Origin of the sequence: Amazonocrinis nigriterrae CENA67, assembly GCF_016056305.1 — a bacterium.
GTDB lineage: Bacteria > Cyanobacteriota > Cyanobacteriia > Cyanobacteriales > Nostocaceae > Amazonocrinis > Amazonocrinis nigriterrae.
Genome location: NZ_JAECZC010000010.1, coordinates 126,312 through 147,897 on the forward strand (window position 1 = coordinate 126,312; position 21,586 = coordinate 147,897).

Below are 21,586 nucleotides of genomic sequence, written 5' to 3' on the forward strand. Positions count from 1 at the left end.
GGCAATCCAGCACCAGAAAATCTGGATGCTTTTGCTTCACAAATTGAAACAATTAATATTTAGCAATAATCTCAACTATCATGCCTTTGTCCGCTAGTCTAACTCAGTTAATTGAAGTTCTCTTAGCCCAGCCTGTAAACTTATCTGAAGCTGCTTTAGCCCAAGTCAGTAGCGGGATACAAACAGACAGCCGGATATTAAAGCCAGGTGAAGTCTTTTTAGCTTTACGGGGTGAAAAATTTGATGGACACGAATTTGTGGCAACAGCCATTGCGAAAGGTGCAACAGCAGCAATCGTTGATTTCGGCTACGAAAATCCCAAATTGCCTGTATTACAGGTAAAAAATACCCTAGAAGCATATCAGAAAATTGGTAGATGGTGGCGCGATCGCTTCGATATTCCTGTGATTGGGGTAACGGGTTCTGTGGGCAAAACCACAACTAAGGAACTAATCGCCGCAGTCTTAGCAATTCATGGGCAAGTTCACAAAACTTATGGAAATTTCAATAATGAAATCGGTGTCCCGAAAACTTTGTTAGAACTCGATGCCAAACATGACTACGCCGTGATTGAAATGGCAATGCGAGGTAAAGGACAAATTGCCGAACTCACACAAATAGCGCGTCCCACCATTGGGGTGATTACAAATGTGGGAACGGCACATATTGAATTACTGGGTTCCGAAGTTGCGATCGCTGAAGCTAAATGCGAATTATTAGCCGAAATGCCCAAGGATAGTGTAGCAATTCTCAATCATGACAATCCTTTGTTAATTGCTACAGCCAAGAAAGTTTGGTCAGGAGAAGTTTTAACTTATGGCTTATCTGGCGGTGATATCCAAGGGCAGCTGATTGATAACGAAACTGTGGAAGTGGCAGGAATGCAATTGCCTTTACCTTTACCTGGTCGTCACAATGCCACGAATTTTTTAGCAGCGTTGGCAGTGGCGAAAGTGCTGGGTATTGATTGGTCAACCTTGAAAGGCGGTGTACAGGTGAATATGCCCACAGGGCGATCGCAGCGGTTTGTTTTGCCTAATGATGTGGTAATCTTAGATGAAACATACAATGCTGCACCAGAAGCTATGCTAGCAGCGTTACAGTTGTTGGCAGACACACCTGGAAAACGCAAAATAGCCGTGTTAGGTGCGATGAAAGAATTAGGAGAGCGATCGCGCTCGTTGCACCAACAAGTAGGGGAAACAGTGCAAAAGTTGAAATTAGACGGTTTGTTGGTATTGGTTGATGGACAAGATGCTGAAGCGATCGCGCTGAGTGCCGAAGGGATTCCATCGGAGTGCTTTACCACTCATGCCGATTTAGTTGCCAGATTAAAGACATTTGTCCAAGAGGGCGATCGTTTATTATTCAAAGCTGCCCATTCAGTAGGATTAGACCGCGTTGTCAATCAGTTTCGCTCAGAATTTCCTGGATGAGTCAGATGAGGGAGATGAGGGGGATGGGGGAGAATAACTAACTACCGATTCCCAATTCCCAATTCCCAATTCCCAATTCCCAATTCCCAATTCCCAATTCCCAGTCCCTATTCCCCATTTTTGCGTATCGCTTGTTTCATTTCGCGGACTGCTCGTTCTATCCCTACTAATGCTGCCCGACTGATAATGGTATGACCAATATTCAGTTCTTCCATTCCTGGAAGTGCAGCCACTGGATAGACGTTCCAGTAAGTCAGCCCATGACCAGCGTTGACTCGCAACCCAGATTTAATTGCTTGTTCGCACCCTTTAGCTAACACAGCTAATTCTTGCTGGCGCTTTGTTTCATCCCCAGCCTCAGCATATTGTCCTGTGTGCAGTTCAATAAACCGCGCCTGCACCTTGACAGATGCTTCAATTTGTGCTGGTTCAGCATCGATAAATAAACTGACTGGAATGCCAGCACCCTGCAATTTATCGACTATCTCGCCTATTCTAACAATTTGACCGACGATATCTAACCCGCCTTCTGTGGTGACTTCTTCCCGCTTTTCCGGTACCAAAGTGACATAATCTGGTTTAATGTCGAGGGCGATCGCTAGCATTTCATCTGTAGCGGCCATTTCTAAATTCAGGTGCGTTCTCACTGTTTGCCGCAACAAACGTACATCTCTATCTTGAATATGCCGCCTATCTTCCCGCAAATGTACGGTAATGCCATCTGCACCGCCTAATTCTGCCAGCACCGCTGCTGCTACTGGGTCAGGTTCCACAGTTCGCCGTGCTTGCCGAATGGTGGCAATATGATCGATATTTACGCCGAGTGTAGGCACCCCTATTTCTCCCTATCCACTGTCCTCAGAACTTGATTTTACCGGAAATATTGGGAATGGGTAATGGGTAATGGGTAATGGGTAATGGGTAATGGGTAATTGGGAATTAGGAATGGGTAATGGGTAATGGGGAATTGCTCCTTATCCCCCCATCTCCCCATCCCCCTCATCTCCCTCATCTGACTCATCCAGGAAATTCTGAGCGAAACTGATTGACAACGCGGTCTAACAACCTTCCACTTTGGGTACAAGATAGGGATCAGGTGATTGCCGAAGGTACTGGTGTCCAGTGGCGATATCAAACACCTCCAGATTATTCTCGCTCTAAAAAAAATCTTGCAAGGGAAAGTACACGCAATCACCTTGAGGGTACATTAGAAGCGATCGTGCAAAACTTGGTGAGAACCTTCGAGATGGAGGTATCATTTAAGACAAATTCTCAACAGTGGTTGTCCATTGTGAATGACAAGTTTCGTGTGAGTACCAATGGCGGATCTGAGTACACAGCAGCAGATTTGGCAGCACAAGGTACTTACAATTTATTTATGGCTGATTCCCAACATTACAAAGCTTCAGTTGAAAGCTTTGAATCATCAGCACAACTCTTCCACACAACCTTTCCTCAAGGATTTCCTTGGGAGGTATTGGAAGTGTTCTCAGGGCCACCAAACGTCACATTTAAGTGGCGACACTGGGGACATTTTGACGGTGCATACAAAGATTATGCACCTACAAAAGAGACAGTGGAAATTATCGGCATGAGCATTGCCCGTGTCACCGATGACTTGAAGATTATTTCTTTGGAACACTATTTTGATAACACGCTGTTCTTAGAGAAGCTAACAGCTGGTGGCAAACAGACAAATAGTGAAAGCCAGGGAAGTGCTTGTCCCTTCAGTTCTTGGTTCAAAAAATTCCACAAGAGTTAGATGCTAAGGGTACAGGAGGAAAACTGTACCCTGCAATTATTCATTAGTAAGCAAAGGACGAAAATGCAAACATATTATTACGTTTTGGCAAGTAAACAATTTCTAGTAGATGAAGAACCAATACATGAAGTGCTAAAGGAACGCACTCGTCACTATCACGAACAAGAAAAAGAAATTGATTTTTGGTTAGTGCAAAAACCAGCCTTTTTGGAAGCACCAGAATTGGCAGAAATAAAGGCGAAGTGTCCCAAACCGGCAGCTGCGATTATTTCCACTAATCCTCAATTTATTACCTGGCTCAAATTGCGATTAGAATATGTAATTACAGGAGAATTTAAAGCTCCTTCTCAAACAATTCCCAATCCTTTAGCATCTCTCACCACTGTGTCCTGATATAGTCAATAGTTAATGGTGAGTCAGTGCGATCTTGGGGAAACCCGTCCAACGCAGTGGCTCCCCATGAGCAACTGACGAATCCGGAGGGTCGATAGTCAATAGCAATTAACAACTGACAACTGACTATTGACCATTGACTAATAGCTAAATAAAATCTTTAAAAAAATCCAGTTTATGCATCCCAATTCTGTGCAGAAATTTGAGACTTTATTCAGTGCTTTAGGAGTAGCGATCGCGGGATTGATGGGTAGTATGACTTCTGCGGTTGCACAAACTACTCTTCCCGTTTGTCAACCACCGACTGCTGGAGAGTATCTTTTACTAGTAGTCAGCCCTACAGCGGAGAATCAGAAGCAACTGCGTAGTGCTTTACCCAATGAACTGCAAACCACAACCTGCAAATATCTCACTGAAACAGTGACACGCATAGGGGGATTTAAAAAAATTGACGATGCTAATCGTTGGGCGAGATATATCAATAATATTGCCGGTTTGTCTGCCATCATTACTACACGACCTGCCGATACAGCACAATCTTCCCCGCCACCTCAAACAGTTAGCTATAATCCCCAAGCACTAGGAGAAGGTTATGCCGTATTGGTGGATTATTTCAACCGCCCAGAACTAGCAAATAGCGTACAACAAACTGTGGGGGGTAACGTGGGTTTTGCTTCTTATGGACAACGCCCCTACTTGTTAGCAGTTCATACCACTAACCAACAAGAAGCATACAACACATTAGAAAAGCTCAACAATCGCGGTTTTTTTGCTGTCCTCGTAGATAGTCGCAAAGTGGTACTACTGCGGTCGGTTGTGCGGTTGCAGTAGTTGGTCAGTTGTGAGGCTGTGCGGTAAGGTAGCCTCTGTCTTGGACACAACTTGCTCTAATTGGGGAGCCACAGCGCCATAGCTCAGTGGTTCCCCAACTGGAGTAACTGCCGATCTCAAGAGTGAAGGGCGAGCTTGCAAGGGTCACCCGTAAGGGTATTGTCAGTTGTCTGACAATTGACTTTGGACTGTTTACGAGTAAGCATAAGCAGACCTGGCTAACCAATAGATGGTGATACCCAAAGCTGACCCAGCTATTACTTGTACTGGCGTATGTCCTAGCAATTCCTTGAGGCGGTCTTGGCTGAAGTCTGGTTTTTCATGAAATAATTCATCAATCATTTGATTGAGGATACGAGCTTGTTTGCCAGCAGCTTGGCGAACTCCTGCGGCATCGTACATGACGATGATGGCAAAAACTGTAGCCAAAGCAAAATCAGGGGATGCCCAACCAAGTGTTTGCCCAACACCAGCGGCTAAAGCCGTAACTAAAGCTGAATGGGCACTGGGCATCCCTCCGGTTGTGACTAAAACACGCACATTCAGTTTGCGATGTTTGATGAGTTCGATTACAAGCTTGAGTGCTTGAGCAATTAAACAAGCTACCAGAGCAACCAGCAGCACCCGGTTGTCTAAAATGTCGCCTATGTCCTGCATGGTGTTTTGGTATTGACTTAGTGATTGCGACTGGTGATATAGTGAGCGATCGCTTGAAGTGGCTGTGCTAGTTCCCCAAATGGTTCTAATTCTGCACAAGCTGCCTCAATTAGCTGCTGGGCTTTGGCACGGGATTCCTCAATGCCCCACAGGCTGGGATAAGTGACTTTCTTGGCTGCTATATCCTTACCAGCACTTTTACCCAACTGTTCTGTTGTTGCAGTGATATCCAGGATATCATCTACAATCTGAAATGCCAGTCCGATATTCTGAGAATAGCGAGTCAGTCGTTGCACATCTTCAGATGAGGCTCCAGCCACAATTCCGCCACAAACAACAGAGGCTTCTAACAGGGCAGCTGTTTTATGATTATGAATAAAATTGAGGGTTTCTAGAGAAATATCTGACTTACCTTCCGAGTCGAGATCAACCACTTGACCACCGACCAAACCAGCAGCTCCTAGTGCCCGTCCAAGTCGGGCTATTACCTGCAAAACTCGATCTCTGGCAACGCTTTGGGGGGTTTGAGTAGCAACAAATTCAAAAGCTAAAGCCAACAGACCATCACCAGCTAAAATAGCGATCGCTTCATTGTAGACCTTGTGATTGGTCAGCTTACCACGACGGTAATCATCATTATCCATTGCTGGCAGGTCGTCGTGAATCAGCGACATTGTGTGGATCATTTCCACTGCACAAGCTGCTGGCATTGCCATGTCGATTGTGCCACCCATCATTTCACAAGTAGCAAGGCAGAGAATGGGGCGCAAGCGCTTACCTCCAGCTAAAAGCGAGTAGCGCATCGATTCGTAAATCTTTTCTGGATAAATGACGGGTATAGCCTGATCCAGAGCTGCTTCACAAATCTTTTGCCGCTCTTTGAGATAGGCCAATAGGTTAAAAGTGGCTTCCTCCGGCATTTTCTGAAGGTTATCGGCTGCTACCATTCTTCAATTCCTTTATTTTTGGGCTTTTGGCTGTTTGTGGTATACGTCACAATTTTAAGGTGCTGTGGAGCTGAAAAACTTAAGCCTGAGATGAGGAGTTCAAAATTAAAAATTAAAACTTAAAAATTTATAACTCCTACCTAACTCTTAACTCCTAACTCCTAACTCCTAACTATTAACTCAGCACTCAGCACTATTAACTCCCTACCTTCCTGAAATAGCTAGTAACTGTGTTTTCCAACAGCAAAGCGACAGTCATAGGGCCAACACCACCAGGAACAGGGGTGATAAATTCTGCCACCCCAGCAGTTGATTCTAAATCCACATCGCCAACTAAGCGACTATTGCCACTAGCATCAGTAATGCGATTCATCCCCACATCTACCACAACAGCGCCAGGTTTCACCATGTCAGCAGTGATTAATCCTGGACGACCAGCAGCAGCAATGAGAATATCGGCGTTTTTGGTGATAGCGCTGAGGTCTTGCGATCGCGAGTGAGCAATGGTAACAGTAGCATCTGCTTCTAGCAGCATCAAGGCCATGGGCTTACCCACCAAAATACTACGTCCCACTACCACAGCTTGTTTTCCCTTTAAGGGTATTTCATATTCCTGCAATAGCCGCATCACACCAGCTGGTGTACAACTGCGTAAACCTGCTTCGCCTCGCACCAGTCGCCCCAAGTTCACAGGGTGTAGTCCGTCGGCGTCTTTATCCGGGTCTATCTGATGCAGCAGAGTGACAGCATCCAAGTGGTCAGGTAAAGGTAGCTGCACGAGAATACCATCCACCTGTTCATCTTGGTTGAGTGCCGCTATTACTTCCTCTAGTTCCTTTTGGGTGGTTTCTGCCTGAAAGTGTTTACCAAAAGAAGCAATGCCCACTTTAGCGCAAGCTCGCTCTTTATTGCGTACATATGCAGCTGATGCTGGATTATCGCCAACCATCAGCACCGCTAAACCAGGGGGGCGTCCAATTTTAGCTTGTGATTCTCTAATGCGACTAGAGAGTTCTTGATGAATTTTTGCGGCTAAAGCTTTACCATCAAGAATTTTGGCAGTTTTTGTTTCCATGAGAATTAACAGAAGATTCGCCTTGACTCCACATTTCAGTTATTTGTAGCGCAGTCAACATTTACAAATAACTCTTGAGTGTTGATTATTATGGTATTGCCGTTTTATGCCGTAGCGTCTCTCCAACCACAAGACCACAATGTTTATCTTCTCATGGGGAATGGGGAATTGGGTATTGGGGATTGGGGATTGGGAATTGGGGATTGGGAATTGGGAATTGGGAATTGGGAATTGGATTGCTATATTAATCATCACGTCTCACCCACCACCCACCACCCATCACCCATTACCCATTACCCATTACCCATTACCCAGTCCCCAGTCCCTTTTGTTAGCTTTAAACTGGCGACAAAACAAGCATTGATGTCAAAATTTGGTCAACTCATAGCCTTCATGCAACAAGCGAAAAATTTTTACCTTTTGTTCTGGGACGGGTACAGCATTATTCCCTACCGCTTAGGATTTACCTTGTTTCTGATAGCGGGACTTTGTAGTTGTGGTTCCTTAAACATGCTTGGCTTTCAAGCCAGCAACTTCAACTTTGGTAGTAATGTGACACCGATTCGGGAAATTAAACCACAACAAAACAAACAAACTACAGTTTACATTCAAGGGAAGGTGGAAAAGCGAGTGCCCTTAATCAAGCGGTGGGCGTATCAAATTAATGATACAACTGGCACTATTTGGGTTGTCACTAATCAAAGCAATCTCAAACAAGGAGCGAAAGTAGTAATTAAGGGTAAAGTTTGCTACCAAAGTATACCTTTAGCAAATCAAGAATTCGGGGAAGTTTATATAGAAGAAGAGTAATATTTTTTACTTTAAATTTTGTCAAAATTTATGAACAATCAACAAGTGCATGTAGCGATCGCTATTCTTTACCAACAAGACAAGTTTCTCATGCAACTGCGGGACAATATCCCGAATATTGCCGCTGCTGGTTGTTGGGGGCTGTTTGGCGGGCATATCGAACCCGGTGAAACGCCAGAGGTAGCAGTCAAGCGAGAAGTTTTAGAGGAAATCGGCTATGAGTTACCACCTTTTGATGAATTCGGCTGTTATCCAGATGAAAAAGTTATCAGACATGTTTTTCATGCACCGCTGTTGGTGGAATTAAATCAACTGGTTTTGACTGAAGGCTGGGATATGGGATTATTGACAGCGGCGGATATTCGCCAAGGTAACTGTTATTCGCACAAAGCTGGTGAAGTGAGACCTTTAGGAGGGATGCATCAGCGAATTATGCTGGATTTTATCGAGAAAAATCCACACAACATTTAACCAAGAGAATCCTTTTTGGAACACAGGTGACAGCATTTCCCAGTTGCCCATTTAGGAATCGTCTGGAAAATGCTGGAAAATATAGATATTGCCATACATTTGAAAATCAACTATGACTGAAGCCAAATCTACTAGTACAATACGCCGGGGAAGAATCTTCCCTGAAATTCAGTGGACAGAAGAACAAAAAGCCCAATGGAAAGCTGAACGTGAAGCATTTAAAAAACGCTGTCAAGCAATTTTTACTCAGGTACAACCGCAATTAATTAAAACTCACTACAACTGGTACATGGCAGTTGAACCAGAAAGTGGAGAATATTTTATTAATGAGGATGCATTAGTAGTTGCACATCAAGCACATGAAAAATACCCCAATGCTAGACTGCACGTCTTCCAAATTAATGAAACTGGGGTATGCGGCAAGATATGATTTTTGGCAAGTTTGGTGATGAGGATGAATTATTTTTTGAGATAGAATTAATAGCTGCTGATGGACTAGAAATATCGGTAGATGCACTTTTGGATACAGGATTTTCTTGGTAGTTGGCAATTAATAATCAAGATTTAGAAGCTCTTGATTGGATTTATCTTGAACAACAAACAATGCAAACAGCCCAAGGAGATGCAGAATTTGACATTTATTTAGGAAAAGTACGAATTGACAAAGAAGATTTTGATATTTCTGTCCATGTAGGGCAAGGACTGTCAGAAGTTTTACTTGGTCGTCAGTGGTTAAAAAATCGACGGTTGGTGGTGGATATGCCATCCAACGTGATGACGTTGGAATAATAGTTACAGCAATGCCCAATTCCCCATTCCCAAGAGGCAAAATAAAGTTAGATATCGTGTGGAGTCACCACTAATGCAATCAGCAAACAAACTGCCGCGATGGTTAACTATCGGATTGGCATTTCCTATTGCCATTCTCAACGGTTGGCTATTGCTCCAGGTTGTACAGTATTTTCAACCCCTGGTGAGTGTTTTTGCCGCCGCCACCCTGCTAGCTTTTGTTTTAAACTACCCAATTCAGTTTTTACAGGCAAAGGGGGTAAAACGCTACGTGGCAATTGGGGGAGTTTTACTGTTGACTGTGGTGATTTTAGTGGGTCTAGGCATCACTTTGGTTCCCCTAATCCTACAACAACTCAATGAACTGGCTAACATTTTGCCCAGTTGGATTGATTCTGGCACTCAACAATTGCAAAATTTCCAAGAATGGGCTTTAAATCAACAGCAAATTCCCATTAATTTCAGCGGCTTATTTACCCAACTTCTCGACCGATTATCTAGCCAGCTACAGACGTTCACTGGTCAGATTCTGAGCTTTGCTGTGGATACTATTAATGTTGTTGTCAACGTGTTGCTGGCGGTGGTGCTAACTATTTATATGATATTAAATGGCGATCGCCTGTGGGATGGAGTTTACCAGTGGTTACCCTCACATATTTCGTCAAAAGTGCGACAACTGTTGAGGAAAGATTTTCAGAATTACTTTATCGGTCAGGCAACACTGGGTGCTGTACTGGGAGTAACAATTACACTGGTGTTTGTGGCGCTGCGAGTTCCCCTACCTTTACTTTTTGGCATTGGCATTGGTTTGTTCTCTCTCTTCCCCTTTGGCACGGGTATAGGTATCGCTATAGTTAGTCTGTTAGTGGCGTTGCAAAACTTTTGGCTGGGAGTAGAAGTTTTAGTTGTAGCTGTCGCAATTGATCAGGTAAATTCTAATTTTGTCGCGCCCCGTATTCTTGGAGATTTAACTGGCTTAAATCCGGTGTGGGTAGTAATCTCCTTGTTGGTGGGAGCGAAATTAGGAGGAGTGCTGGGTTTGCTAATTGCCATTCCCACAGCCAGCTTTATCAAGGATATTGCAGATAGTTGGCGTGCTGGGGCTTTTTATCAGCTACCTGATATTGAGTCAGAACCTGCAAAGGTCACAAGTGATACCGCAGGAACTCATAACTAGTCATTAGACTTCTTGCAGAAGTGGGGAAAAGGGTAAGGGGTAAAGGGGAAAGGGCTAATAAAAACCCTTTGTGTCTTCGTGCCTTTGTGGTAAAAAATTTTGAACCACAAAGGCACAAAGTATTTTCAAGTCAGCTTTTCATTGCTTTGGTAGAGTTTGACTAGAGGTAAACTTCTTTTGGGAATACTGCTGACAAAAAGTTGCCTCATATCATCTGATATATACGAAAACAATAAACTCAAAACAGCAATTACTGTTGATAACAGCACTAGTTTTAAGGGGATACCTATCAAGATAAAAACCAATGTTAAAAGTGCAAATATTAAGGTGTTGATATTACCAAAAAACCGTGCTTTATCTAGCAAAATCATCGATTTACGACAACTAGGACAGTGCTTAGTATGCCTGTGCCATCTGTCGTAGAGTTGTTCATCTTTCAATTTTGTGAGACTTTTTTCCACACCCATTTGCCATGCAGGATGACCTCCTGCAAATTCATCTAGCCACTTCCTAAAAGTTATAATGCCCACATCAGAGGGTGCAGGCAAAAAGTATGCATTTTGCCATTTTTTATCTATTGATGACTGATTCACTTCTTGAGAGTGCATAGCCGATAAATCTTGATCGTTGAGCTTGTATGTAGATAAATGCTGTAACGCAATTTGCAAATCTTTTGGCAGTATTGACAGCAAAAAGTTCTTTTTACCAGAATTATGTTGTGCAATATATTTAACAATGTAGCGACAGTAACCCGGTTGTGTAGGAATAAAATACGCTTGTAATAAAGTTATTTCTCCGTTGGGATAACGGTATATTGTACTGTTACAGCAGGGTGGAATAAACCTGCGTATAGCATCCATATCTTTGTTTAAGAGATTGTAGCCTTGATGTTTGAGGGTAAAACCTCCTTCAGCAGATATTTCTCCAACTGCTATAAAATTTTGCATGGGCACGGCCATTTTAGGAGAAAAAGTCTCTATTCCTTCATGAAGAAATTCGGCATGAGCAGGATCAAAAGTACTTTCAACAGATACTGTGTAACCTGCGGGAACTTCTATCATGCTCCACGGGATGGAAGATATATCAAATTCAGATTCAGATAAATCAGATAAAATAGCCGGGTGTTTTAAGTTACAATCCTCGAAGGCGGTTGCACTATTATCTGGCCATACCCAAAGTAATTCCTGGGTAACTTGTGTGGGATATGTAGTAATTTTAGACCTGAAACTATCACAAGCAGTTGCTTCTACCTGGCTACCTGCCAACATCGGTATTTTAGTGCATTTACCTTCACTGTTAAAACACCATCCATGATGTCTACACATCAAGTTTCCATCTTCATTGATGCTTCCCATGGATAGTTGTACCAGCTTGTGAGGACAAACATCATCCATGACTATCCACTTGTGATTTTTGTCTCTCCAAATCACTAGTTTTTTGCCAAGAAGCGTGACAGGAGTAGGACAAGATGTGTCCAAGTAGCTTAACGGACTAATGGGATACCATTGCTGAGTCCATGAAAATTGAGTTGCCATAAGAAGAACTATGAATTTATCTGTGAAACAGAATCTTATTTAAGAATCTTTTAGATAAACTCATAGAATTGTTCATGAATCCTTAGAGGGAATTAGGGAAAAAGTTTTGGATATATGTTAGTTGTCAGTTGTCAGTTGTCAGGAGTTATTTCTCCCTCATCTCCCCCATCTCCCCTAAGAGGATGTTTGGAAAGTCTTAAGTATACTAGAAACCCCTCTCCAAACCTCTCCCCGAAACGGAGGAGCCACTGCGCTATCGCGCTTTGCCGACAGCCGCGCATGTGGCGTCAGAGGCTTTGAATTCCCCCTTTGCGTGTCGGAAAGGGGGTCAGGGGGTTAGGTCTTGGATGACTTTGATGTTTCGCATAATACTTTTCAAACATCCCCTAAGAACGTCTGACATTCAAGCAACACCATTCTTTTCTTTTCCAGAGGGTGGCAACAACCCAACCATGTTCTTCTAAGGCATCAGCAACTGCTTTGGATTGTTCTAGTAATATGCCGCTGAAAATAGCCCATGTACTTGGTTTGGCGATCGCAGTGATTTCTGGAATTAATTCGATAATTACATTAGCCAAAATATTGCAGACTATGCCATCAACTGGTTGTCCACCAATTAGTCTCGTCACTATGTCTACACTACCTTCGGCTGGTATCAACCGTTCTGGACTAATGTCGTTCAAGGCGCGATTACTAAAAGTGGATTGTACTGCTAAGGGGTCAGTATCCACTGCGTAGACTTTCTCGGCTCCCAACAATACTGCTCCCATAGAAAGAATACCAGAACCGCAACCAATATCCGCAATTACCACAGGTTCACGTTTGCTAGTCTTTCCAGCGAAAGCTTCAGGTAAATCGGTCATCCGCATTTCGAGTGATTCTAAACACAGCTGAGTTGTGGCATGAGTTCCCGTGCCAAATGCTACTCCTGGGTCTAAACGAATCACCAATCTTTCTGATGATTCTGGTAATGGTAGCCACGCGGGGTTGATGAGGAAGCGATCGCCTATTTCCTGCGGTTGCCAATATTGTTTCCAGCTACTCGCCCAATCTTCCTCATCAATTAAGCGCCAGTGCAGGGTAGGAACAGATAATCCTACACACAAAGCATCTTGACGCAGCCACAGCGACAGCGCTGCCAAATCTAGTAGCTGTGCTTGATATCTCGCTAGGTAAGCCTTCACTATACAGGAATTACCTTTGCTTTCACTAGCTGTACCACGACTACCAAAATTTTCCAGTCGCCAAAAGACGGAATCTTCCAGCGCCGGCTCACATAAAATTTCTAGTTCCCACCAGGTGTTTGCCATTTCTAAGTGCTGAGTGCTGAGTGCTGAGTTATGAGTTTGAGAGAGTTAGGAGTTATGAGTTTGAGAGAGTTAGGAGTTAGGAGTTGGGAGTTGGGAGTTGAGAGTTAAGAGTTATCCTCTTTACTTGTAACTCCTTACTGTTGACTCTTAACTTTTTTCTTCACTCAGCACTCAGCAGTAGAGACGATTCGCCGAATCGTCTCTACTCAGCACTCAGCACTCAGCACCCAGCACTCAGCACTCAGCACTTTTATAGTGTGACTGTAAACGCGTCTCGAATTCCAGGGACTTTGGTAATTTCAGACAAAATCCCATCGGGTAAGGGGTCGTCGATACTCAAAGCCATGACCGCATCACCACGCACGATTTTGCGGCCTACCTGCATACTGGCAATATTGACATTAAAGCTGCCCAGTAGGGAACCGAGTTTGCCAATAATTCCTGGCATGTCACGGTGCAGGGTAAACAACATGTATTTGCTTGGTGGTACGTTAATTGGGAAACCGTCAACGTCGGTGAGGTGGATTTCTTTGTCGCCTAACAAAGCGCCTGTGACGGAATGAGTACCTAAAGTACCTGTGGCTTCTAGATGCAGTGAGCCGGCGTAGTCACGAGCTGAAGCATCGCGGGTTTCAATGACGCGAATTCCTCTTTCTTTGGCTTCGATGCTGGCGTTGACATAATTTACCCGTTCCCGTAGGGCTTGGTAAAGTAGTCCTTTGAGGGATGCAACTACTAAAGGCTGACTTTTGTTGGTTGCCAATTCACCTTGCAGTCGGACGTTGAGTAATTCGACTCGTCCGCCGGCTAGCTGTCCTACCAAGTTGCCTAAGGTTTCAGCTAGCTGCATGTAGGGTTTGAGTTCTTCGAGGACATCGGGGCCGAGTCCTGGTATATTCACTGCTGAACGGGCGGGTAATCCGAGAAGTACATCGCGAATTTGTTCAGCTACGTCTATGGCTACGTTCACCTGGGCTTCGGTGGTGGATGCGCCTAAGTGGGGGGTGAGGATGATTTCTTTACCTAGCGATCGCAATTCTGATTCACCCAGTGGTTCGCTCTCGAACACATCCAAGGCCGCACCTGCAATTTTACCGGCTTTGATGGCTGCTGCTAAAGCTGTTTCTTCGATGATGCCACCACGAGCGCAGTTAATAATCCGGGCGGTGGGTTTCATCTTTGCCAAGGTGACGGCGTTGATTAAGTGGGTGGTTTCCGGTGTTTTGGGAATGTGGAGTGTGATGTAGTCTGCTTGTTGGAAAAGCAAATCTAAATCCACCAATTGACAACCAATTTGTTCGGCTCGTTCTGTAGAGATAAAGGGGTCGTAAGCTAAGAGTTTCATCCCCATTGCTTTGGCCACGGTGGCTACATGGGAACCAATTTTACCCAAGCCAACAACGCCAAGGGTTTTTTTGTAAACTTCTGCACCAATAAAGCTATTGCGATCCCAAGCGCCGCGTTTAACTGAAGCGTTAGCATCGGGGATGTGACGAGACAAAGCCAACATCATGGCGAGGGCGTGTTCGGCGGCGGCGATGGTGTTACCTTCTGGAGAATTGACTACTACAATTCCTTTACGTGTGGCTGCGGGAACATCCACATTATCCACACCTACACCTGCACGACCAATGATTTTCAACTGTGTACCAGCTTCAATAATTTCTTGAGTAACGCGGGTGCCAGAGCGAATCATTAAGGCGTCGTATTCGCCAATAATTTCTATTAATTCCGCTGGTTTTAGACCTGTTTTGACATCTACAGTCGCAACTTGGGAGAGAATGTCAATTCCAGCCTGGTCAATGGTATCGGAGACAAGAACCTTGGACATGATTAATTCATTTTAAAGTTAGAGGTTTTGCTGCACAAGACTTTTTAGTTTAGTCTTTATCCGTGGCAATTCAGCAAAAATTATGCGTTTTTATATCAATTTAACTTTCACTCACGTCCTGTAATATATAGTATCAGAGTAACAGTTGAGGGGATGCGATCGCGCTGTCTCCTGGTATTGAAACATGAGTGGCTGTGTGTGCCACCCTGAGGCTAAATATAAACCATAACTAGTACCAAAAATCAATATATTTATTAATAGTTAAAAGTTACCAAATCTACGGATGAATGGGGCATGGGGCATGGGGTATGGGCAATGGGGCATGGGCAATGGGAAAGAATTTATTAATGCCTTATGCTTTAAGTGACGAGGCGACTATGGCTCTTTACGCCACTTGCGCTTTCGGTGAATGGAAAGCGATCGCTCTGCTTACCGAGCAAATGGCTATAATTCAGGCAACAGCGAAGTATAGCTGTAGTCACCTAAGTTAGGACAGTGCTGATTGCTCAAAGCCTTGAAATAACCGGGTTTATACTCAGCAACGCCACATACTCCACTTGGTGAGGCAGTCGCAGTATTGGTGAGTCCAGTCCCCGTCTTGGTGAAGCAGCGCCCGTCTTGGACGCCACATCCTCCACTTGGGGAGCCACCCCCGTGGGCGGGTCTCCCGACTTGAGGGGAGTGGCGTGAGACCCCAAGACCGGAGTGGCTCCGCTTTCCGTCGTTAGCGCAAGCGTTGCGCGAGTCTTCTCCCAAAGGGAGACGCCAAAGGCGAACGAGCGTCTGGGCGACTGCTGAACCCGTAGGGCTTGTTGCCAGATGGGGAACTGGCGATCTCAAGAGCGTTAGCGAGCTTGCGAGTGTCACCCGAAGGCGGCTTCTGCCGATTGCGATCTCAAGAGCGATCTTCGACGCAGGAGCGTCACTGCCGAACCCGAAGGGGCAAAGCACAATACGCTCAACATATGAAGCTTTTATGAACTTAATAGTTTGTTGTGCAGAGATGTCTTCAGCTTCAATCATAAAAATAAGTTATGTATTTCCTAGCACAATTGTTGATCACACAATATATTTCTAGCAAAAAATAAATTGCGTTTTTAGCAATAATTAAATGCGTTTTTAGCAAAAAATTAACTAAATTTAACAAGGTATTAGTTTTTCAATCAGGTAATTAAATATATCCGACCAAAGTTTAAAATTTTAATTTATGTTAATTTTGGGTGTGTATAAGCCTTTACATGGGTTTACAAGTTTAAGATTTCGTAAAGATAATTATATGACATAGGAATAGTGGTAAATAAATGATCATGCTCAGTAAACTCAAGTAAACACCAAAAAAACCAATTATTACGAGCTATTTACTGCGAATTTAGTCAATTATGACTGATGAAATTCATAGATAGCTTTTGACAAATTAATGAAACAGTTGCGTAAATTTTTCAGCCTGACTGCAAGCGATCGCCTGCTTCTGGTTAAGGCTGTGTTTATACTTGCAGTCATCAGGGTAGGACTGAAGTTGCTACCGTTTCAGCAATTGCGTCGTCTTTTGGCAAAGATTGCACAGCCAAAAGCTAAATTGCAAGCTATGGATGAAGCTTCTGTCAAAAAAGTTGCTTGGGCTGTGACAGTAGCAAGCCCATACTTACGAGCCATATGTCTTCCCCAGGCCTTGGCTGTGCAAGTATTGCTTGCTCGGCGTGGTTACCCCACTCAGCTACGCATAGGTTTTACCAGAAGCAAGAGCGGACAAATGTCAGCCCATGCTTGGGTAGAAAGTCAGGGGGAAGTTGTGATTGGTGGTGCAGGGAATATGGCTCGCTTTATTCCTATACCACTTCAAAGAGTAGAAAGCCATGAGAGTAGTAGTTGGCATTTATTTACTTGAATAAATGCAGGCTGTGAACAGAAAAACGAATTTTAACAATAAACCATTGAGGTGGCAATATGAATAACCAAGACAAGACTCCCGAAGGGATAACACCTAATTTGCCTTTATGGTCTTATAAATTACAGCAGGATTCAAAACTCGCTGTGAAGACGAGGAAAGATTTGGAAATTCATTTGATTACTTGCGCTTTGAAAAATGAGGGATTTAGGCAGGAATTAATTACTAACCCAAAGGCAGTAGTCGAGAAGCAAATAGGGACTAAGCTGCCAGAAGAGCTTGAAATTAAAGTTCTGGAGGAAACAGAAGATACCCTTTATATGGTGTTGCCTTGCAATCCTTATGAGGGGATTTCCGAAGAGGAACTGAAGGTTTTTCTAGGAATGACCTATGAGGATGTTGCACGTTGGGTACTGGAACAGCAGCGGAATGCTTTGCTCAGTGAAGAAAACAGTGTGAAGTTAATGGTTCAAGCTTGGAGGGATCAGGAGTTTAAGAACAAGTTGCTATTAAACCCTAAGATTGTTATTCAACAAGAATTAGCTAGTGAGATTCCGTCAAGTCTGAGCATTCAAATCCAAGAGGAAACAGCTAATAGCCTCTACATTATTATCCCAAGTATTTTAGAGAATTTTGAGGTTTATAACTTGGGAAGCGAAGTGTCAAATTTGAATATGCCGATAGTGATAGGGTCTGGAGGTGTGTGTCAAGCATCAGGTCGCTGCTTTACTTCTGATCGCACGAGTGGCGGACTATCTTGTTGTATACGTTTTTAAATAGTGGCATTTCTATTTAATAGAATTTAGGGATCTGCTGATAAATAACATACCAACAAAGAGGCATAACAATGCCATGGTCTGACAACAGCCGTTTTTGAAGATGGGATTTTATTTCAAGGCAGATCCCTTAATACAGGTTTTAACACTGATTCATAGCAGAGTTGTTTGATCTTTTATCAGCAACTGTATTTATTGTGAATACAGCAAAAATATAGTGTTTGTAATTGCTTTAACAGGAACAATACATATTAGACTTCTTGCAAAAGTCATTTTTTCGCGTTCTTCTTAGCGCCTTAGCGTCTTTGCGTGAGGTAAAAAAATATTTATGCAAGAGGTCTATTGTCAATAACAAGACTTCACCATGTACGAAGATGATTTTGATTTATCAAATCAAAATGCTAGAGCTTGGATTTCATTAAGTTGAAACTACAAACTTGAACAAATTAAAAGCCTACTGATGAGAGTGCTTGTCAAAGCAAAATCCAGTTTATAAAATCCAAAAAATTACAATACATATCTATATATTATAAGGTTATTGAAGTGAAATTTTCCCATCAGGATTTGCTGAAAATCATTGCTAGATCAAGTACAATCACTGAACGTTTGAGTGATGATTTCTTTGTTAGTGAAGAACAAAACAACTCTAGTGTTGTCAATTCCAGACTAGAGAAGTGGTGTCAAGTAGCAGCTGAGGGAAACTGGGAAAAATTTCAGCAGCGTCTAGCCTGGGACGGTCTAGATGTGAATACAGTTCGTCGTGTACTGGGAACTATAGGCATCAAAGATCAACAGGAGATTCCAGGCTGGGCAGAAACTTTGAATCAATGTCTGCAAGCTACTGCTTTGATAAAGCTTGATTTTTCAAAAGAAAAGACTTTAGAAACAAACCGTTGTTTAGACTCGCAAAAGCCCCTTCCTTTTGAAGAAATTTTGTTGCCCTTTATATATGTAGCCAGAGAGAAATTGAGTATCCAAACAGGAGCTAACTACGGTTTGCTTTCCAATGCAGCGCACGCTTGTCTAGAGCGTGGGCTTTTGGAATGGCTAGCCCTTGTTTGTGTGCATTCAATGGAACTAGAGTTTTCAATTTTTCGTGCTACCAAACAGTCTACCTTAGTTCGCTTGTTGAGTAAATCCACTACACAAATTTCTAAACACTATTACCAAGATTTTATTAACAATTTGCTGACAGGTGGATTGCTAAAGATTTTTATGGAATACCCTGTGTTAGCACGCTTGATGGCAACTGCAACAGATTTGTGGATTGATAATAACAGGGAATTTATTTCACGCTTAGCATCAGACTGGTCTGAAATTCAAACATATTTTCAGCCTGATACTGAACTACAACAAGTGATTGCTGTACAGCCAAATCTTTCTGATCGCCATTCTCATGGAAATTCGGTCATGGCAATTACCTTTGACTCTGGTTTGAAACTAATTTACAAACCAAAAAATTTAGCATTAGAACAGGCTTATTTTGAGATTCTTGAATGGATCAATCAGCAGAATATTTTACTACCATTCAAATTAATTAAAGTAATGAATCGCTCAATCTATGGCTGGGTTGAGTTTGTGGAAACAGTACCTTGTCAAAATCAAAAGTCAGCCAAGCGTTACTATCAGCGAGTAGGTATGCTTTTATGTTTAACCTACATTCTAGATGCGACAGATTTACATTATGAAAATATTATTGCCTGTGATGAACACCCCGTTTTGATTGATCTAGAAACGCTAATGCATCCCTGGGTGAAGTCAGCACAAGATTTGCAATTTGCTAATAGCGCTTTGCATGTGGCAAATCAGCAAATGTGGCATTCCGTATTGCGTAGCGGTCTATTACCCCAGTGGGAGCAAGGACTGGAAGGTCAAGTGCGTAGTGTTGGTGGATTACGGGACTTCAATCAACAGGAGGAGTTTTCCTCAGTTTTAGCGTTACATCACATTAACAGTGATGCAATGATACTCAGTTATGAAAACCAAAATACTCACAATTTAATAAATTCAAATACACAAAATGAAATCTATCTATTACTAAATGATTATTCGGCAGAAATTATTAAAGGTTTCTCGCAAATGTATAATTTTTTACTTATACATAAGTTAGAAATTACTCAGCCAAATAGTCTGTTACAAAAGCTCAATCATCAAATTATACGCTTTGTATTTCGCCCTACGAGTATTTACGCTTTAGTATTAAAAACCACACTACAACCGAGATGTTTGCGAGATGGTGCTGAGCAAAGTATCCAGCTAGATATTTTGAGCAGAGCAATGCTTTTATCAAAAAATAAACCTCTATTTTGGCCTCTGCTGAAAGTAGAACAGCAGGCTTTGGCACAAATGGACATCCCATTATTTGCAGCTTGCTCAGACAGTAATGCTTTAAAAATTACTCCTAATCAAATAATTGATAATTTGTTTATTGAGCCAAGTTTTAGCTGGGTTATTGACCGTGTGAATCAACTGAATAACGAAGATTTAGAACGACAAATTGGCTTTATCAAGGGAGCATTGTATGCTTACAGCGCTCATGAAATTGACCATTTTCTTCATGGTGAGAAATTAGATATTCCTTTGGATAGTACTAATATTTTAACTCACGACCAAATATTACAGCAGGCTATAGCGATAGCAACAGACTTACAGAAACAAGCAATTCGCTCTGCTGATGGTAGTACTACTTGGATTGCTCCTCAATACATACCTGAGTTACGGCGCTTTCAACTTCAGCCTCTAGACTATAGTTTATTTGATGGAATTTTTGGAACTGCTTTATTTTTGGCGGCGCTAGAAAAAATCATACCAGGCACTGGATTTCGTGAACTGGCACGAGGAGCTTTACAATCATTTCATAAAGATTTACAATCATCTTTTTTTGACCAATTTGCTAAACAATTTACTATTAGTGGAGCCGTGGGTTGTTGCTCCCTAATATATGTACTAGTTCGTATTAGTCAATTTTTGGCAGAGCCAGAGTTCTTAGAAGATGCTAAAAAAATTGCATCTTTGATTACTTCTGATATGATTGCTGCCGACCAAAAATTTGACATTATTTCAGGAGCTGCTGGTGCAATTTTGGGATTGCTAGCCTTGTATAATATCACTACTGATCAAGAGATTCTTTATCAAGCACTGGATTGTGGTCATCATTTACTAAAAAATAGAGTTACCAGTGATTCAGGATGTAGAACTTGGGCAACTATTGAGGGAGAATTACTGACTGGAGTTTCTCATGGCGCAGCCGGAATTGCTTACGCCTTACTGAGCCTGTATCAAGTTACTGACGAAACTGCCTTTCGAGAAGCTGCTCAGGAAGCTATTGCTTATGAACGTAGTGTCTTTATTGATGAATTAGGCAATTGGCCTGATTTGAGATCTTCACCAATAAAAGCTGATTTGACACCTAAATGCGATTGGTCTCATGGTGCTGCGGGCATTGGTTTGGTTAGAGTTGCTGGGTTAAGTATTCTCGATACCAATGAAATTCGTCGAGACATTGAAGTAGCAATAAAAACAACCCAAAAATATCAGTTGGATGGTGTTGATAATCTCTGCAATGGCAATTTTGGTCGAATCGAATTTTTATTTACCGCAGGTCGTAAACTGAATCTACCTGAATTAATTCAAACAGCAATGGAACAAGCTACTCAAGTCGTAACTCGTGCTAAACACAGGGGTGGTTTTGCTTATGGCTCTGCCCTTACTTTCCATCCTGGTTTCTTCCAAGGCACTGCCGGAATTGGCTACCAACTACTAAGATTAGCTTACCCAGACCAATTTCCCTCTGTCCTGCTGTGGGAGTAATCTATGATATCGTGTCCGGTTAAAGACTTATCATTAAGACTGCAAGGGAGCAGGGGCGAAAGGGTGCAGGGGAGATAATTTTAAGGTTTCT

The 21,586-nt window shown here is 42.7% G+C and carries 21 protein-coding genes; 14 read left to right on the top strand and 7 right to left on the bottom strand.

Features of this window, described 5'->3' with window-relative positions; all coding sequences use genetic code 11:
• Positions 1–80: 80 nt before the first annotated feature.
• Positions 81–1,436, top strand: a complete 1,356-nt coding sequence (locus tag I8748_RS08480; RefSeq protein ID WP_198124186.1) for a UDP-N-acetylmuramoyl-tripeptide--D-alanyl-D-alanine ligase — start codon at positions 81–83, stop codon at positions 1,434–1,436.
• A gap of 107 nt (positions 1,437–1,543) precedes the next feature.
• On the opposite strand, the gene I8748_RS08485 is transcribed toward I8748_RS08480, so the two are convergent.
• Positions 1,544–2,269: a pyridoxine 5'-phosphate synthase gene (locus I8748_RS08485; protein WP_198124187.1), complete on the bottom strand. Its 726-nt coding sequence runs from the start codon at positions 2,267–2,269 to the stop codon at positions 1,544–1,546.
• 212 nt (positions 2,270–2,481) lie between these two features.
• Between I8748_RS08485 and I8748_RS08490 the strand changes: the two genes are divergently transcribed.
• The 3 genes from I8748_RS08490 (at position 2,482) to I8748_RS08500 (ending at position 4,422) form a co-directional block, all read left to right on the top strand.
• Entirely contained in the window at positions 2,482–3,198 is a 717-nt protein-coding gene (locus I8748_RS08490; protein ID WP_198124188.1) for a SnoaL-like polyketide cyclase, read from the top strand.
• A 63-nt stretch (positions 3,199–3,261) separates the two neighbouring features.
• Positions 3,262–3,591 (top strand): MgPME-cyclase complex family protein, encoded by a 330-nt coding sequence (locus I8748_RS08495; RefSeq protein ID WP_198124189.1) that lies wholly within the window; start codon positions 3,262–3,264, stop codon positions 3,589–3,591.
• Positions 3,592–3,768: 177 nt separating this feature from the next.
• Positions 3,769–4,422, top strand: coding sequence for a hypothetical protein (locus I8748_RS08500; protein ID WP_198124190.1), 654 nt, complete (start codon positions 3,769–3,771; stop codon positions 4,420–4,422).
• A 192-nt stretch (positions 4,423–4,614) separates the two neighbouring features.
• Here the strand turns inward: I8748_RS08500 and I8748_RS08505 are convergent, their stop codons facing one another.
• From I8748_RS08505 to folD, 3 genes are all read right to left on the bottom strand, one after another.
• Positions 4,615–5,079 (bottom strand): divergent PAP2 family protein, encoded by a 465-nt coding sequence (locus tag I8748_RS08505; protein WP_198124191.1) that lies wholly within the window; start codon positions 5,077–5,079, stop codon positions 4,615–4,617.
• Positions 5,080–5,096: 17 nt separating this feature from the next.
• A complete protein-coding gene (gene crtE / locus I8748_RS08510; RefSeq protein ID WP_198124192.1) occupies positions 5,097–6,026 on the bottom strand; it encodes a geranylgeranyl diphosphate synthase CrtE in 930 nt (309 codons plus the stop codon).
• 196 nt (positions 6,027–6,222) lie between these two features.
• On the bottom strand, positions 6,223–7,101 hold the full coding sequence (gene folD / locus I8748_RS08515) for a bifunctional methylenetetrahydrofolate dehydrogenase/methenyltetrahydrofolate cyclohydrolase FolD (RefSeq protein WP_198124193.1): 879 nt from the start codon (positions 7,099–7,101) through the stop codon (positions 6,223–6,225).
• 90 nt (positions 7,102–7,191) lie between these two features.
• Between folD and I8748_RS36020 the strand changes: the two genes are divergently transcribed.
• From I8748_RS36020 to I8748_RS08540, 6 genes are all read left to right on the top strand, one after another.
• Entirely contained in the window at positions 7,192–7,911 is a 720-nt protein-coding gene (locus tag I8748_RS36020) for a hypothetical protein (RefSeq protein ID WP_318781202.1), read from the top strand.
• Positions 7,912–7,941: 30 nt separating this feature from the next.
• Positions 7,942–8,382: an NUDIX hydrolase gene (locus I8748_RS08525; protein ID WP_198124194.1), complete on the top strand. Its 441-nt coding sequence runs from the start codon at positions 7,942–7,944 to the stop codon at positions 8,380–8,382.
• A 112-nt stretch (positions 8,383–8,494) separates the two neighbouring features.
• Positions 8,495–8,812 carry a hypothetical protein gene (locus I8748_RS08530; protein WP_198124195.1) on the top strand — a complete coding sequence of 106 codons (318 nt, stop codon included), beginning with the start codon at positions 8,495–8,497 and terminating at the stop codon, positions 8,810–8,812.
• Positions 8,797–8,925, top strand: a complete 129-nt coding sequence (locus I8748_RS36025; RefSeq protein ID WP_318781203.1) for a hypothetical protein — start codon at positions 8,797–8,799, stop codon at positions 8,923–8,925. The genes I8748_RS08530 and I8748_RS36025 overlap by 16 nt, the downstream gene beginning before the upstream one ends.
• Positions 8,926–9,171 (top strand): hypothetical protein, encoded by a 246-nt coding sequence (locus I8748_RS08535; protein ID WP_318781204.1) that lies wholly within the window; start codon positions 8,926–8,928, stop codon positions 9,169–9,171.
• Positions 9,172–9,244: 73 nt separating this feature from the next.
• Entirely contained in the window at positions 9,245–10,348 is a 1,104-nt protein-coding gene (locus I8748_RS08540; protein ID WP_198124196.1) for an AI-2E family transporter, read from the top strand.
• A 125-nt stretch (positions 10,349–10,473) separates the two neighbouring features.
• On the opposite strand, the gene I8748_RS08545 is transcribed toward I8748_RS08540, so the two are convergent.
• The 3 genes from I8748_RS08545 to serA form a co-directional block, all read right to left on the bottom strand.
• Positions 10,474–11,883 carry an aromatic ring-hydroxylating dioxygenase subunit alpha gene (locus I8748_RS08545; RefSeq protein ID WP_198124197.1) on the bottom strand — a complete coding sequence of 470 codons (1,410 nt, stop codon included), beginning with the start codon at positions 11,881–11,883 and terminating at the stop codon, positions 10,474–10,476.
• Between the two features lie 386 nt (positions 11,884–12,269).
• Entirely contained in the window at positions 12,270–13,193 is a 924-nt protein-coding gene (prmA, locus tag I8748_RS08550; protein WP_198124198.1) for a 50S ribosomal protein L11 methyltransferase, read from the bottom strand.
• Between the two features lie 250 nt (positions 13,194–13,443).
• A complete protein-coding gene (serA, locus tag I8748_RS08555) occupies positions 13,444–15,024 on the bottom strand; it encodes a phosphoglycerate dehydrogenase (RefSeq protein WP_198124199.1) in 1,581 nt (526 codons plus the stop codon).
• 329 nt (positions 15,025–15,353) lie between these two features.
• Here serA and I8748_RS08560 point away from each other — a divergent pair, with 329 nt between their 5' ends.
• From I8748_RS08560 to I8748_RS08575, 4 genes are all read left to right on the top strand, one after another.
• Complete coding sequence (locus I8748_RS08560; protein WP_198124200.1) at positions 15,354–15,515, top strand: hypothetical protein; 162 nt, start codon at positions 15,354–15,356, stop codon at positions 15,513–15,515.
• Between the two features lie 926 nt (positions 15,516–16,441).
• Positions 16,442–16,909 (top strand): lasso peptide biosynthesis B2 protein, encoded by a 468-nt coding sequence (locus tag I8748_RS08565; protein ID WP_198124201.1) that lies wholly within the window; start codon positions 16,442–16,444, stop codon positions 16,907–16,909.
• Positions 16,910–16,968: 59 nt separating this feature from the next.
• A complete protein-coding gene (locus tag I8748_RS08570) occupies positions 16,969–17,685 on the top strand; it encodes an NHLP leader peptide family RiPP precursor (protein ID WP_198124202.1) in 717 nt (238 codons plus the stop codon).
• 543 nt (positions 17,686–18,228) lie between these two features.
• Positions 18,229–21,495 (top strand): type 2 lanthipeptide synthetase LanM family protein, encoded by a 3,267-nt coding sequence (locus tag I8748_RS08575; protein WP_198124203.1) that lies wholly within the window; start codon positions 18,229–18,231, stop codon positions 21,493–21,495.
• Positions 21,496–21,586 lie beyond the last annotated feature (91 nt).

What these genes read in the sequence shown, in the direction of transcription:
- I8748_RS08495 (WP_198124189.1), top strand. Translation starts at nt 3,262, where the DNA reads ATGCAAACATATTATTACGTTTTGGCAAGTAAACAATTTCTAGTAGAT.
- I8748_RS08530 (WP_198124195.1), top strand. Translation starts at nt 8,495, where the DNA reads ATGACTGAAGCCAAATCTACTAGTACAATACGCCGGGGAAGAATCTTC.
- I8748_RS08540 (WP_198124196.1), top strand. Translation starts at nt 9,245, where the DNA reads ATGCAATCAGCAAACAAACTGCCGCGATGGTTAACTATCGGATTGGCA.
- I8748_RS08505 (WP_198124191.1), bottom strand. Translation starts at nt 5,079, where the DNA reads ATGCAGGACATAGGCGACATTTTAGACAACCGGGTGCTGCTGGTTGCT.
- serA (WP_198124199.1), bottom strand. Translation starts at nt 15,024, where the DNA reads ATGTCCAAGGTTCTTGTCTCCGATACCATTGACCAGGCTGGAATTGAC.
- I8748_RS08500 (WP_198124190.1), top strand. Translation starts at nt 3,769, where the DNA reads ATGCATCCCAATTCTGTGCAGAAATTTGAGACTTTATTCAGTGCTTTA.
- I8748_RS08570 (WP_198124202.1), top strand. Translation starts at nt 16,969, where the DNA reads ATGAATAACCAAGACAAGACTCCCGAAGGGATAACACCTAATTTGCCT.
- crtE (WP_198124192.1), bottom strand. Translation starts at nt 6,026, where the DNA reads ATGGTAGCAGCCGATAACCTTCAGAAAATGCCGGAGGAAGCCACTTTT.
- I8748_RS36025 (WP_318781203.1), top strand. Translation starts at nt 8,797, where the DNA reads ATGCGGCAAGATATGATTTTTGGCAAGTTTGGTGATGAGGATGAATTA.
- I8748_RS08565 (WP_198124201.1), top strand. Translation starts at nt 16,442, where the DNA reads ATGAAACAGTTGCGTAAATTTTTCAGCCTGACTGCAAGCGATCGCCTG.
- I8748_RS36020 (WP_318781202.1), top strand. Translation starts at nt 7,192, where the DNA reads ATGGTATTGCCGTTTTATGCCGTAGCGTCTCTCCAACCACAAGACCAC.
- I8748_RS08480 (WP_198124186.1), top strand. Translation starts at nt 81, where the DNA reads ATGCCTTTGTCCGCTAGTCTAACTCAGTTAATTGAAGTTCTCTTAGCC.
- I8748_RS08525 (WP_198124194.1), top strand. Translation starts at nt 7,942, where the DNA reads ATGAACAATCAACAAGTGCATGTAGCGATCGCTATTCTTTACCAACAA.
- folD (WP_198124193.1), bottom strand. Translation starts at nt 7,101, where the DNA reads ATGGAAACAAAAACTGCCAAAATTCTTGATGGTAAAGCTTTAGCCGCA.
- prmA (WP_198124198.1), bottom strand. Translation starts at nt 13,193, where the DNA reads ATGGCAAACACCTGGTGGGAACTAGAAATTTTATGTGAGCCGGCGCTG.
- I8748_RS08545 (WP_198124197.1), bottom strand. Translation starts at nt 11,883, where the DNA reads ATGGCAACTCAATTTTCATGGACTCAGCAATGGTATCCCATTAGTCCG.
- I8748_RS08560 (WP_198124200.1), top strand. Translation starts at nt 15,354, where the DNA reads ATGGGAAAGAATTTATTAATGCCTTATGCTTTAAGTGACGAGGCGACT.